This window comes from Phyllobacterium myrsinacearum (assembly GCF_014138285.1).
In the GTDB taxonomy this organism is placed as follows: domain Bacteria; phylum Pseudomonadota; class Alphaproteobacteria; order Rhizobiales; family Rhizobiaceae; genus Phyllobacterium; species Phyllobacterium myrsinacearum_A.
Genome location: NZ_JACGXN010000012.1, coordinates 66740 through 79874, shown reverse-complemented (window position 1 = coordinate 79874; position 13135 = coordinate 66740). Strand labels below are relative to the sequence as shown.

Sequence of the window (13135 nt, the reverse complement as noted above, 5' to 3'; positions counted from 1 at the left end):
TGGCCATGCAGGCAATAAACGACACTGAACTCGACAAAACCGCGGCGGTCGATTCCGCAAAGCGGACAATTTCAACCGAAAAAGACGGGCTGAGCGCATTGCGCGAAGCGCTGGACGGCGATCTGGCTGAAGCCTTTGGCAGAGCCATTGAAAGCATCGCGTCGGTCCGTGGCCGAATTATCGTGACCGGCGTGGGCAAGAGCGGCCATATCGGCTCGAAGATTGCCGCGACCTTCGCCTCGACAGGCACACCCGCCTTCTTTGTCCATCCATCGGAAGCCAATCATGGCGACCTTGGCATGATAGCCGCCGATGATGCCATTCTGGCGATCTCCTGGTCGGGCGATACTGCTGAACTCAAAGGGATCGTCAGCTATTCCAGACGGTTTCGTATTCCGCTGATTGCTGTCACGGCAGGCGAAAACTCGGCGTTGGCGACAGCGGCCGATGTCGTGCTGCTGATGCCGAAAATCACCGAAGCCTGCCCGCATGGACTTGCCCCGACAACATCGACGCTGATGCAGCTGGCCATGGGTGATGCCATTGCCGTGGCGCTTCTGGAAGCGCGCGGCTTCACCGCATTTGATTTCAAGACATTCCATCCCGGCGGTTCACTGGGTGCGAGCCTCACACATGTGCGCGAGATCATGCATCGCGGTGACAAGATTCCGCTGGTTCCGCTCGGAACGTCCATACCTGACGCCATGAAAGTCCTGTCCGACAAGCGCTTCGGTTGTATCGCCGTTCACAATGACGACGGGTCATTGGCAGGAATCATCACGGATGGTGATCTGTCCCGCAACCTTCACCGCAATCTGGTCGGGATGAAGGTTGAGGAAGTGATGACACGCAACCCGAAGACTGTGCCGACAACCATGCTGGCGAGCGCCGCACTCGCGTTGCTCAACGAATATAATATCGGCGCGCTGATTGTCACCGAGAACAACTTCCCGGTCGGTATCGTGCATTTCCATGATCTGTTGCGGATTGGCGCTGCCTGATTTTATGGGTTGCATGGAAGGTGTGTGTGGTTCGCCCTTCGACAGGCTCAGGAAGCTCACCATGAGGGAGATGGGTGGCTGCACGCCAATCGGAAACATTGGAGTTTGAACATTCTTTCAGAACAGAACTCCATGCAATCCTCACTCTCCCTCATGGTGAGCTTCCTGAGCCTGTCGAAGGGTGAACCAAGCACAATATCCATGCAGTCAGATTAAACCGCCTCGACCACCAGTGTTCCCTGATCGGTTCCCGTTATCCTGACCCGGCTTCCCGCAGCAAGATCCGGACCTTTGACACGCCAGAGGCTGTCACCGATGCGGGCGCGTCCGCGTCCATTGACAGTTGCCTCCTCCAGCACGACGATCTGACCGATCAGCTGTTCGCTGCGCCGGTTGAGCAGCGGCTCGTCGGTAGGCACATCCGTTGCGCCCATCAGCCGCCGTCCGATGAACACCGTTATGACGGACAGAATCAAAAACAGGATGATCTGCAATTGCCAGCTGACGGCGAGCAGGGGCCCCAGCACGAGGATCGTCAGGAAGCCGACGATGATGGCGGCAATGCCAAACCACAGCAGGAAAATGCCGGGAACCGCCACTTCGAAGATGAGCAGGATAAAGCCGAGCACGACCCAGTTCCATGGGCCGAGTTCCTGAAAGAGATGTTCCAACATCAGTGCAACTCCTCTAACCGGCGGTCAGGACGATTGGCCGGAACCGCCGCTGGTTCCCGGGACGGTGCGTCCGCGGGCTGGCTGCGCCGGAACGGATGGCCGCTCCGCCGTCTGGGCCGTATCACCAAAGACTTCCCGGGCAATGGCGCCAATACCGCCGAGCGTGCCGACCAGCGAAGATGCTTCCATCGGCATAAGAATGAGTTTCTGGTTGTTGCTCGTGGCAAACTTGGCAAAGGCTTCGGTGTATTTCTGTGCAACGAAATAGTTGATCGCCTGCACGTTGCCGTTGTTGATCGCGATGGAAACCAGCTCGGTTGCCTTGGCTTCCGCCTGGGCAAGACGTTCACGGCCCTCAGCCTCGCGGTACGCGGCTTCCCGCTTGCCTTCCGCTTCGAGAATCTGTGCCTGTTTCAGGCCCTCGGCGCGCAAAATCTGCGCCGCACGGTTGCCTTCTGCTTCCAGAACCAGCGCGCGCTTTTCGCGTTCGGCCTTCATCTGACGTGCCATGGAATCAAGCAGGTCCTTGGGTGGATTGATATCCTTGATCTCGACGCGGGTCATCTTGATGCCCCAGGAATGCGCAGCTTCATCCACCACCCGCAGCAGACGATCATTGATCGCGTCGCGGTTGGACAGGAGTTCGTCGAGGTCCATCGAGCCCATGACCGTACGGATATTGGTCATGGTGAGATTGAGAATGGCGTTCTGCAGTCCACTGACCTGATAGGCTGCCTGCGGCGCGTTGAGGATCTGATAGAAGGCAATGCCATCGACAGCGATATTGGCGTTGTCCTTGGTGATGACTTCCTGAGTCTGAACGTCGAGCACCTGTTCCATCATGTTCAGCTTGGCGCCGATACGATCAAAGAACGGAACGATGAGGCTGAGACCGGGTGACAGCGTGCGGGTATATCTGCCAAAACGCTCGATTGTATAATTGTAGCCCTGGGGAACGGTCTTGACGCCTGCGAACAGGACAACCAGAACCAGAACAACCAGTACCGGAATGGTAAAATCGAAACCGCTGAACGGCATTATACTCCCCCTTGCCTAGGGTCAAGACCCATTAATATGGTTGAAATGGTATGAGGCTTTTCGTTCGGATACAAGGAGCAAAGGCGAAGGCAATGTGGTTCATTGTCAAGCCTTCGCGACGATGTAGCCGGGCGAAAAGACCATATCCTTCGGACGCCGAAACGGCTGCAAGCTGCAGTGTCGAGCCGCTCGGCCGGGGGAAAGGCCCCGCCCTTCGCATCTCTCCTCGCATCTTCTTGCCGTTTCAGGCGCCATTTCGATCATATTAATGAGTCTTGACCCTAACATCAGGATCAAATGTCATCTCGTATCATCGTCCTTTATACGGACGACGCCAAGATAGACTAAAGTCTTGATCTCAGAAAGACTTAAGCGGGGATTTATACATGCGCTGGCTTGACTCAGATCCAGCCCTGCAATTCGCGCCGAACCAGTTCTTCGATCACCTGCATGCCTTCGTCTGAATCATTCAGGCAGGGTATATGGGTGAAGTTGACGCCGCCACTTTCCCGGAAAGTGTTCCCGGCTTCAACCGCGATTTCCTCCAGCGTTTCCAGGCAGTCCGAGACGAACCCCGGATTGAACACGGCAACGGATTTCACGCCGTCCCGGGCGAGCTTTTCCATCGTCTTGTCCGTATAGGGCTGCATCCATTCTTCCGGTCCAAAGCGTGACTGGAAGCAGGTGATCAGTTTTTTCTCGTCCCAACCGAGGCGCTCACGCAGGAGACGTGTCGTCTTCCAGCAATGGCAGGGATAGGGATCGCCGCGCTTGAAATAGCTTTGCGGAATGCCGTGATAGGAGGCCACGACCACTTCTGGTTCGAAATCGAGCGTGGCAAAATGCTTTTCGATGGAGACGGCAAGCGCGTCGATGTAGACCGCCTCGTCCTGATAGGATGGCACAGTGCGGGTGGCCGGCATGAAGCGCATCTTGATCAGTGCTTCAAAGAACTTGTCGTTGACCGTTGCAGTGGTCGTTGCGGAATATTGCGGATAGAGCGGGAACATGACGATCCGCTTGCAGCCCTGCTTGTCGAGCCGTTCCAGAGCGTCTTCGATGGATGGCTGTCCGTAGCGCATGCCCCAGTCGACGATCACGTCAGGATGAGAGGCGAGGCTGGCGGCCAGCTTTTCGCTTTGCGCGCGGGTATAGGTGCGCAGCGGTGATTCATTGCGCTCGCGGTTCCAGATCTTGTCGTACAGCGCACCGGATTTCTTTGGCCGGGTGTTGAGCACGATGCCGTAGAGCACCGGCAGCCAGATGGCGCGCGGCCATTCGATGACGCGCTTGTCGGAGAGGAATTCCTTGAGATAACGGCGCATGGATGTCACATCAGTGCCGTCGGGCGTTCCAAGATTGACAAGGAGAACGCCGATACCAGACGTTTCGATGCGCGGATGGTCGCTTGGCTTCTTCACTGCCACACCAACCTCACCAGACATCGTCATCTCTTTCAACTCCTGCTTTGCGGTTGGAACCTAGTGGTGAAGGGCGGGATTGCAAGGGCGCGAAAAGACGCAGCAAAAAGCGGTAAATTGCAATCCGGCATGCAAAATCCGGGCAGATATGAAAGAACCCGGCACAACATTCAAGTTGTGCCGGGCCGGAATTCGCGTCCCTAGGACCGTTTGTCCTAGGGTGGTTTACTTCGGCGGTATTTTCATTTCGCTGCCGATCGGCAGTTTCTTGATGATCATCTCCGGATTGGCGGCCGCGAGTTTCTTCCAGTCGAAACCATCGCCATAGACGTCCTTGGCGATGTTCCAGAAATTATCACCGCGTTTGATTGTATAGGTCGATGGCGTGGCGGAGGCTGCCGCCGGTGCCGCTGCTTCTGCGGCGGGCTTGGCTGGCGGGGTTGGATCCGATGCGACGGGCGTAATCGCTGTGGCAGCGGCAATGACGGAGATCCGGCCATCGGTATAGGGTTTGTAGGGCGTGTTCTTGGCAAGATAATCGGAAACCACAGCTTCAAGGCCCGGACCGTAGTCATAGGCATTGACCGCATTGGTGGCGAAAATCTTGTAGCCATCACCACCGGCGCGCATGTAGTTGTTTGACACCACACCATAGGTTGCCGCCGTATCAATCAGCTTCCAGCCGTCACCGTTACGCACTTCAACGGAAGACACCCGCTGTCCGACCGGCTTCGATACATCGAAGGCGTATTTCAGGCCGGAAACCTGAGCGAAACGTCCGGCGCCCTGATCGATCTGGCTGACGCCGTTTTCCAGCGCGGCAACCACATCGGCGCCCTTAAGCTGAAATGTTGACAGCGTGTTCTGGAATGGCAGGACCGTGAGAACTTCGCCCATGGTCACATCGCCAGCGTCAATGGATGCACGCAGGCCGCCACCATTGATGATGGCGATGGTCATGCCCTGATCCTTGACCCGGTCGACCATGGCGTCGGCAACGAGATTGCCCATGGAGCATTCCACCGCGCGGCACACTTCCCGGGCGGCCTCGATGACGCCGCTCGATTCGGCCACCTTCCTGGCCTTCAGTTCCTCGATTGGCTTGGCCAGTTCCTTGACCCGCGCAAGATAGGCCGGGTCGGGAACGACGGAAGAATCGAGCAGGATCGGCGCACCCTCGCTCTTCGTGACATTGCCGTCATCGTCAAAAGTGACTTTCAGTTCGCCGAGATATTTGGAATAGGATTTTGCCTGCACGATCGGCACATCCCGGCCAGAGGGACCCTTGACAAGGGTCGGATAGGGTCCGAGCGCCTGCGGGTCGGTATTAGACAGAAGTGTGTGGCTGTGTCCGCCGACAATCACGTCGATGCCATCCACCGCCGCGGCAATTTCCTTGTCCTTGACGTAGCCGTCATGATTGAGGGCGATGATCTTGTTGACACCCTCGGCCTTCAGCGCCTCGACTTCCTTCTTCAGGGTCTCGATTTCATCGGCAAACTTGACCGTCGGTCCAGGGGTTGAAATCTCTGCGGTGTCGGTGGTCAGTGTCGATACAATGCCGATCTTCTGTCCGCCGATGTCCTTGATGACATAGGGCTTGTATTTACCCGCAATGGGCGAGCCCTCAGCCGCCTGCGTATTGGCGGAGATGACAGGGAATTTCACCTTGTCCAGGAATTTTGCCAGCGTATCAACGCCGTCGTCGAATTCATGATTGCCCAGCGCCATCACGTCATAGCCGATGCCGTTCATGAATTCGGCGGTGTCGTCGCCTTTGTAGGTTGTGTAGAACAGCGATCCCTGAAACTCGTCGCCTGCATTGAGCACGATCACATTGCCGCCGTCCTTGGACAGGGCAGCGCGGCGCTCGTCGATCTTGGCTTTGACCCGGGCAATGCCGCCAAAGCATTCGTTCTTGCTTTCCTCTTCGGCGGAACAGGTCGAATCATACTTGTTGATCGATTCCTGCCGTGAGTGGAAATCGTTGATGTGCAGAATGTTGAGCGTGTAGTCAGCCATTGCCGCTCCCGCCGTCATGGTGAGGGCGGAGGAGGTGAGCAGAATTCCGGCGAGGATTTTTGACATGAATTGTTCCCCTGTTGCGATCGCCTGATGCTGTCACCGGTCATTGGCACCCGTGTGACAGATGCGCCGATGCTTTCATTACTTGGCGCGGCATGCAAGGGAACTGCGACAGTTTTGCCGCTTAAAACAGGGAAGATAGCCAGCGCTGATATCCACGCCGGCCTTTCGCTTGTCTATATCAGCCTGTCTGGCCGCCGCGGCGTGTCAGCGAGAATTGCTGCCCGCTTGACGAAGTACAGTTGAGCTGGCCCTGGTTCACGAGTGCGCAATTGACCTTGGACTGGGTGCCCCGGGCAAGAGAGCGCAGGTTGATTTCGATCAGGTTGGCAGACGAAAAGCGATAATTGCCTTCAGCCAGCTTTTCCTTGGTGTCATTGGCGCGGGTTTCGAAAACGCCACCGTTGAAATTCGAGAAAGCGACGCCCGAAGTATCGAACCATTGGCCCTGCACGGCATCCGTCGGGCGGGACGCCTGTTCTGATCCGCCGTCCTGAATGGGGCCGCCTGTCTGGCAAGCAGCAAGTGCCACTGCCATGGTCGCTGCGCTGAAGGCCAGTGAAATACGTTTCATCCGATCAATCTCCTGATTGGGTTGCCCCTTTAAATGCCGCGAAAACCAAGCAAAAACAAGATACAAGTTTAATAAAGCGGCGAACACAGCGTGATCAGATCAATGCGATGAAGGCTGTTGCCGCTATGATACTCCCCATTGTAATATTGAGAAGGCGCTCGGAGCGGGCGGTCATGCCAGCCTTTTGAATGATCACACCCAACCACAACCAGAGAATGTCGACGACAACCATAACGATCACACAGACCAGCCATTTGACTGTGACGTCGGCGGAGGCATTGGTGTTGATGATCGGATAGGACGCCATCAGGGATACGAAGGCGATGTAGGATTTGGGATTGGTGACACCGAGCAGGAAACCACCAAGAGCAGTACCGGCAAACCTCTTGCTTGTGCTGCCGGGTTCGATGCCGACGGGCGCCGTCACGATACTGTAGGCGAGATAGAGCAGATACAGCGTCGCGAGAATCGTCATGATTGTCATCGCCACGGGCAGCGTCTGGATGACGGAAAACAGTCCGGCGGCGCTGATCCCGGCGGCAAAAGCGAGGCCGATCTGCAGGCCGCTGTAGAACTTCAGCCCTCCCGTAAAGCCCTTCTCACGGCCAACGGCAATCAGCGCCGCAATTCCGGGGCCGGGCGATCCCAGCAGGACGATGGCAGCGAGAGAAAACAACCCGGCGTTGAGAATATCCATGATATGTCCCCATAATCATATAATGATCTCTTTATATCAGGATATGTACAAATTGTTATATTGTCAATTGGGAGTGCGGATCGCGGGGGATGAAAGGATACTGGATATCCAGTATCGCTCTGTAGTGTTTCCGTTGGGAGAACCTTGTGCGCGGTTGGGCAAGCTTGCATGTGCTGTAGTGCATGGTTCGCCCTTCGATAAGCTCAGGAGGCTCATCATGAGGGAGATGGGTGGGCTGCAAGACCATTGGAACCTTGTCAGCGTGAACAATCTTGCAGAACTTGACCCCCCAGCAATTCTCACTTTACCTCATGGTGAGCCTCCTGAGCTTGTCGAAGGGCGAACCACCCAAGCTTGTTATGCAGAGTTTGCCCATGTTCTCACCCCCCCCTCTGCCCTGTCGGGCATCTCCCCCGCAAGGGGGGAGATCACATCACCATCGACCATCTCGCGTAATTTTCAACTCTTGAAGATTGGCTGAAATGAACATGAAGGCTGATCTCCCCCCTTGCGGGGGAGATGTCCGACAGGGCAGAGGGGGGTGAAAAGCTATCAAGTTATTGTTCTGAAAGAGATATAGCTGAAACTTATCCAACACTTCCCATCATCCCTTATTCTACTCGTGTCCTTTCCGGCGGGAATGCTTCCGGAAACTTTCGAAAGTCGGGAAAGGATCGGCGCTTCGGCCTCGTGGGGAGAAAACCCATGGGACGGGGAGGTTTCGCTGAAGTTGCAGTTTCATCTGGCCCAGCAGCCGGATGACAAGGCAGAACAGGCGGAAACGTAAAATCGCCGGGGCGGGTGGTCCTTGGATCGCAAGCATCGCATACCAGAATACCCAAGACCCGCGTTCCAAGGACCGCCCGTCATTCTCTTCTTTCAACAGCCAGACGCAAATGCGGGCGTGGCAACGGGGAGAACTGGTTCCACAATGAGCCTGTCGAAGGGCGAACCACGCACGATAGGCATGCAAATGTCAGAGGAGCACGGGGGCAGCGATGTGACCCACGCCCCATGCACACCAGCAGATATGAAAACGGCAACCCGTGGGTTGCCGTTTTTGATCAATGCACGAGGATGTTGCGGAACTGCCAGGGATCGCTGGTGTCGATGTCTTCCTTGAAGAAGCCAGGGCGATTTTCCAGCGGCGTCCAGTCCGTATAGTGCCCCTTGAGCGGTCCGAGATAGGGCTTCTGGATTTCAAGGCAGCGGCGGAAATCAATCTCGTCGGTCTCGACAATGCCAGCTTCCGGATTTTCCAGCGCCCAGACCATGCCCGAGAGAACGGCCGAACTGACCTGCAGACCCGTCGCATTCTGGTAAGGAGCCATTTTGCGGGCTTCCTCGATGGTCAGCTGCGAGCCATACCAATAGGCGTTCTTGTCATGGCCGTAGAGCAATACACCGAGTTCATCCGCGCCATCGACGATCTCGGATTCTTCGAGAACGTGATGGATGGGCTGCGGCTGACCGGCGGCCCCGAACATTTCATCGAGTGAAAGCGTTGCCACGTTGGACGGGTGATAGGCGTAATGACAGGTCGGCCGGTAAGCAGCCTTGCCCTTCTTGTCAAAGACTGTGAAGAAGTCGGCAATCGAAATGGCCTCGTTGTGCGTGACCAGCAGGCCGAACTGTGGTCCCTCAGTCGGGCACCAAGTGCGGATACGGGTATCGGCGCCGGGCTGTTCCAGGAAGATTGCGGCCTTGTTGCCCTTCTTCTGCTTGCGGGCATTCTTGGGCAGCCACTTTTCATGGGTACCCCAACCGAGTTCCGCCGGTTGCAGGCCCTCGGAAATGAAGCCATCAACGGACCATGTGTTCCAGAAAACGCCGAAAGGCTTGGGCTCACCCGCGCGCTGCGTATCGCGCTCGGCAATATGAATACCCTTGATGCCGGTCTCACGCATAAGGCGCGCCCAACCGTCGCGGTCATTGCGCGCTGGTTCGGTGTGCTCGATACCAAGATCCTTGGCGAGATTGACGACGGCCTGTTTGACAAACCATGACACCATGCCGGGATTGGCACCGCTACAGGAGACGGCGGTCGTACCGCCGGGCTTGCGGCGCTTCTCGGCCAACAGCGTTTCGCGCAGCGCGTAGTTGGTGCGTTTCGCATTGTCGCCGCCCGCATAGTAAAATCCGGCCCATGGCTCGATTACTGTGTCGATATAGAGCGAGCCGACCTTGCGGCACAGGCGCATGATATCGACGGAGGATGTATCGACCGACAGATTAACGCAAAATCCCTGTCCCTCGCCGGCAGTCAGCAAAGGTTTCAACAGCGTCTTGTAATTTTCCTTGGTAACGGCTTCCTGAATGAAGCGGATGCCGCGCTCGTCGAGCAGCTTCTTGTTGGCATCACTCGGGTCGATGACGACCAGGCGGGACTTATCGAATTTGAAGTGGCGCTCTATGAGGGGCAGGGTACCCCGTCCGATGGACCCGAAACCGATCATCACGATCGGACCAGTAATTTCTCCATGTACAGGCCAATTCGCCTTCGCCATTTTTTTGCTACTCCTAATTTTTTAATCTCCATCAATGAGGGCAGCGGTTATTTCACCGCTTCAAAGAAACCATAGAGCATAGTGATGACAAAGAGCAAACAACCGTTCACTCAGAAGGGGTCAAAACTGCAACTACTGTTAATTGAAATGATCTAAAGGGTCTTCAGCGCGTCGATCAGCCGGTCACGGACCGCCATAATGCCTTTATATTGGGCTTGCGCTTCGTTCAATGACTGAAGCTGCGCGGCAAAAGCTTCGGCCACGGCGCGGCATTCCGGGTGCTTTTTCAGGGCAGTGACCGGATCGAGATGAATGCGGATGGTGAAGAGAATGTCGCCGGATGCGGGCAGCTTGCGCAGGGTCTGGCGCTCGACACGGACAAAGCTCTGGGCGATGATGTCCTCATCCGTATAGCGTGCGCCCTTCTGGTGGCTCGAGAGGGGATGATAGAGATCGCCGTCGGGTTGCAGCGACCAGTTCATGCGATAGACCGACCGGTCCGGCCGCAGATTGTCGAACATCCGGCTGATGAGACCCGCATTGCGTGTGCCCGTGCCGAAATCCGGCACGGGCGCATGAATATCCTCCATGGACCGTCCGAATTTTTCCAGCAGCGTCCACGAGGAGGGGAAGGAGAGCGACGCCGCCGCCAGATGCCAGCCGCGCGGCTCATCCTTGCGCATCAGAACGAGGTCTTCCTGAACGAGACTGGCGGCGCGATGCAGAAAGGAAGAACCGGCGTCGCCGAGCGGAACCTGTTCTTCCCAACCAGTGATTGCGATATTCCCGCCGTCCCTGCGGTAGAGCGCCGGGTAATGTTCCACGAGATGAGCGCTCAAAAGGTCGAGCACTTCCTTTTGAGCATCGCGTGTGCCGAGCTCCTCGACGACAATCTTTCCAGCGTGCAGCCCGAACAGCCGTCGCTTTTCCCTGAGGTAAGGAACGAGATTGCCGTCAATTTCGATCCAATCCTTCAGGTCAAGCTGGTGCAACCCTATGGTGAAGGGTTGGGCCGAACCATCATAGGGTGTGTGGGCGGGAGCAGTCATTCCGGCCTATCCATTTCAGGCGTCCATCGCCTCCAGCTCGTCGATGATGCCTTCGATGACGGAAAGGCCTTTCTGCCAGAAGGCCGGGTCCGTGGCGTCGAGACCGAACGGTGCCAGCAGTTCCGAATGGTGCTTTGTGCCACCGGCTTTCAGCATGTCGAAATACTTCTCCTGAAACCCCGCATCGGCATTCTGGTAGACCGCATACAGCGAATTCACCAGGCAATCGCCGAACGCATAGGCGTAGACGTAGAAGGGCGAATGGATGAAATGCGGAATATAGGTCCAGAAGGTTTCATAGCCGGGGCCGAAGCGGATTGCCGGTCCGAGGCTTTCCTTCTGCACGTCGAGCCAGATCTCGCCGATCCGGTCGGAGGTCAATTCGCCATTGGCACGCTCGGTGTGCACCCGACGCTCGAAGAGGTAGAAGGCGATCTGGCGCACGACCGTGTTGATCATGTCCTCGGCCTTCTGGGCCAGCATGGCCTTGCGCTCGCGCTTGTCCCTGGTTTTCTCCAGCAGCGAACGGAACGTCAGCATTTCACCGAAAACGGAGGCGGTTTCGGCGAGTGTCAGTGGTGTTGATGCCATCAGCGCACCCTGATCACCGGCAAGTACCTGATGCACGCCATGGCCGAGTTCGTGGGCGAGGGTCATCACGTCACGCGGCTTGCCCATGTAGTTGAGCAGCACATAGGGATGAACGGACGGCACGGTCGGATGGGCAAAAGCGCCCGGCGACTTGCCGGGGCGGGTGGGCGCATCGATCCAGTTCTTGTCGAAGAAAGCGCGGGCGATGTCGGCCATTTCTGGGGCAAAACCTCTATAGGCCGACAGCACGGTGTCCTTGGCTTCGGTCCATGGGATCACCGCCTGCGGCGTCTCGGGCAGCGGTGCGTTGCGGTCCCAATTGTTGAGGTATTCGAGGCCGAGCCACTTGGCTTTCAACGCATAATAGCGATGTGACAGGCGCGGATAGGCGGCCTGCACGGCTTCGGCCAGCGCATCAACCACTTCGCGCTCGACACGATTGGCGAGATGGCGGCTGTCGGCAATATCCTGAAAACCGCGCCAGCGATCGGAGATTTCCTTGTCTTTGGCCAGGGTATTGGTGATCAGCGTGAACGTGCGCAGATTTTCCTTGAAGGTTTTTGCCAGTGCGTCGGAGGCCTTTTTGCGCACGGCTCCGTCAGCATCCTGCAGCATGTTGAGCGTCGGTTCGAGGGCGAGGTCTTCGCCGTCGACGTCAAAGCGCAGCGCCGTCATGGTTTCGTCGAACAGGCGGTTCCACGCGCCGCGCCCGGTGATCGACTTCTCATGGAAGAGCTGTTCGATCTTGTCGTCGAGCTGGTAGGGCTTGTCCTTGCGCAGGTCGACCAGCCATGGCCGGTAGTGGCCGATCGCCGGATTGTCGTCCATCGCCTTTTCGATGACCGCGTCGTCGATACGGTTGAGTTCAAGGCTGAAGAAGATCAAATGCGCGCTGGCATTGGTCATCTTCTCCTGGATGTCGCCGTAGAGCTTGGCGCGTTTCGGATCGGAGGTATCTCCCGCATAGACGAGCCCGGCATAGGAGACGATCTTTCCGATCAGCTCTTCCAGAGCCTCAAATTCCCGGATTGCTTCGGCGAAGCCGCCGCCCTTTGGCTTGACGGTTTCCGCAGCCAGATTGCCTTTCCAGCGATTGGCGAACAGAACGGCAAGTTCATCGGCCCTTTTCAGGTCTGCCTTGAGCTCACTGCTTTCCGCCGAGGGGTAGAGATCGGCAAGATTCCATTCGGGCAGGATGCCAAGTGCGGCCTGTCCGGACTTGGCAGCTGCCGCGCCGGACTTTGCCGATGGAGTATAGTTCTTGAGATTGAAATTCATTTTGGCACCGTTTTTTGACAATCGACTGCTTGTTCAAACGCGAATCATGGGGGATAGTTTGAGAGATCGAAAGCTTAAAAGTTCATTGGTATTTGTTCCAGTTGCGTATTCGTTGGTTACAAAACGTGCGTGGGTAAGACTTATGAGGGGTGGATTCTATCACCAAAAGGTCTTAATTGTGCTGTTAACCACCCGTTGACCATGTCTCAAATCAGCTCTT

10 protein-coding genes are annotated in these 13135 nt (G+C 56.7%); 1 reads left to right on the top strand and 9 read right to left on the bottom strand.

Features of this window, described 5'->3' with window-relative positions; translation table 11 throughout:
* The first annotated feature begins 5 nt into the window (after positions 1 to 5).
* The gene (locus FHW16_RS23865; RefSeq protein ID WP_182551791.1) at positions 6 to 1001 is read left to right on the top strand and encodes a KpsF/GutQ family sugar-phosphate isomerase; all 996 of its coding nucleotides are present in this window, start codon (positions 6 to 8) and stop codon (positions 999 to 1001) included.
* Between the two features lie 212 nt (positions 1002 to 1213).
* Here the strand turns inward: FHW16_RS23865 and FHW16_RS23860 are convergent, their stop codons facing one another.
* The 9 genes from FHW16_RS23860 to FHW16_RS23820 all read right to left on the bottom strand — a co-directional run bounded on the left by FHW16_RS23860 (position 1214) and on the right by FHW16_RS23820 (position 12915).
* The gene (locus FHW16_RS23860) at positions 1214 to 1675 is read right to left on the bottom strand and encodes an NfeD family protein (RefSeq protein ID WP_182551790.1); all 462 of its coding nucleotides are present in this window, start codon (positions 1673 to 1675) and stop codon (positions 1214 to 1216) included.
* Positions 1676 to 1699: 24 nt separating this feature from the next.
* On the bottom strand, positions 1700 to 2713 hold the full coding sequence (locus FHW16_RS23855; RefSeq protein ID WP_182551789.1) for an SPFH domain-containing protein: 1014 nt from the start codon (positions 2711 to 2713) through the stop codon (positions 1700 to 1702).
* 401 nt (positions 2714 to 3114) lie between these two features.
* Positions 3115 to 4164 (bottom strand): ferrochelatase, encoded by a 1050-nt coding sequence (gene hemH / locus FHW16_RS23850; protein ID WP_182551788.1) that lies wholly within the window; start codon positions 4162 to 4164, stop codon positions 3115 to 3117.
* 195 nt (positions 4165 to 4359) lie between these two features.
* Positions 4360 to 6222, bottom strand: coding sequence for a 5'-nucleotidase C-terminal domain-containing protein (locus FHW16_RS23845; RefSeq protein ID WP_182551787.1), 1863 nt, complete (start codon positions 6220 to 6222; stop codon positions 4360 to 4362).
* A 178-nt stretch (positions 6223 to 6400) separates the two neighbouring features.
* The gene (locus FHW16_RS23840; RefSeq protein ID WP_182551786.1) at positions 6401 to 6793 is read right to left on the bottom strand and encodes a hypothetical protein; all 393 of its coding nucleotides are present in this window, start codon (positions 6791 to 6793) and stop codon (positions 6401 to 6403) included.
* Between the two features lie 94 nt (positions 6794 to 6887).
* Positions 6888 to 7490, bottom strand: a complete 603-nt coding sequence (locus FHW16_RS23835) for a LysE family translocator (protein WP_182551785.1) — start codon at positions 7488 to 7490, stop codon at positions 6888 to 6890.
* 1064 nt (positions 7491 to 8554) lie between these two features.
* Complete coding sequence (locus FHW16_RS23830) at positions 8555 to 9997, bottom strand: homospermidine synthase (RefSeq protein WP_182551784.1); 1443 nt, start codon at positions 9995 to 9997, stop codon at positions 8555 to 8557.
* 152 nt (positions 9998 to 10149) lie between these two features.
* Complete coding sequence (locus FHW16_RS23825; protein ID WP_182551783.1) at positions 10150 to 11046, bottom strand: heme-dependent oxidative N-demethylase family protein; 897 nt, start codon at positions 11044 to 11046, stop codon at positions 10150 to 10152.
* 15 nt (positions 11047 to 11061) lie between these two features.
* Positions 11062 to 12915 (bottom strand): M3 family oligoendopeptidase, encoded by a 1854-nt coding sequence (locus FHW16_RS23820; RefSeq protein ID WP_182551782.1) that lies wholly within the window; start codon positions 12913 to 12915, stop codon positions 11062 to 11064.
* Positions 12916 to 13135 lie beyond the last annotated feature (220 nt).

Bases quoted from the DNA above. Each gene is read 5' to 3' on its own strand.
- FHW16_RS23845 (WP_182551787.1), bottom strand. From the start codon at position 6,222: ATGTCAAAAATCCTCGCCGGAATTCTGCTCACCTCCTCCGCCCTCACC.
- FHW16_RS23860 (WP_182551790.1), bottom strand. From the start codon at position 1,675: ATGTTGGAACATCTCTTTCAGGAACTCGGCCCATGGAACTGGGTCGTG.
- FHW16_RS23855 (WP_182551789.1), bottom strand. From the start codon at position 2,713: ATGCCGTTCAGCGGTTTCGATTTTACCATTCCGGTACTGGTTGTTCTG.
- FHW16_RS23825 (WP_182551783.1), bottom strand. From the start codon at position 11,046: ATGACTGCTCCCGCCCACACACCCTATGATGGTTCGGCCCAACCCTTC.
- FHW16_RS23820 (WP_182551782.1), bottom strand. From the start codon at position 12,915: ATGAATTTCAATCTCAAGAACTATACTCCATCGGCAAAGTCCGGCGCG.
- hemH (WP_182551788.1), bottom strand. From the start codon at position 4,164: ATGACGATGTCTGGTGAGGTTGGTGTGGCAGTGAAGAAGCCAAGCGAC.
- FHW16_RS23835 (WP_182551785.1), bottom strand. From the start codon at position 7,490: ATGGATATTCTCAACGCCGGGTTGTTTTCTCTCGCTGCCATCGTCCTG.
- FHW16_RS23865 (WP_182551791.1), top strand. From the start codon at position 6: ATGCAGGCAATAAACGACACTGAACTCGACAAAACCGCGGCGGTCGAT.
- FHW16_RS23840 (WP_182551786.1), bottom strand. From the start codon at position 6,793: ATGAAACGTATTTCACTGGCCTTCAGCGCAGCGACCATGGCAGTGGCA.
- FHW16_RS23830 (WP_182551784.1), bottom strand. From the start codon at position 9,997: ATGGCGAAGGCGAATTGGCCTGTACATGGAGAAATTACTGGTCCGATC.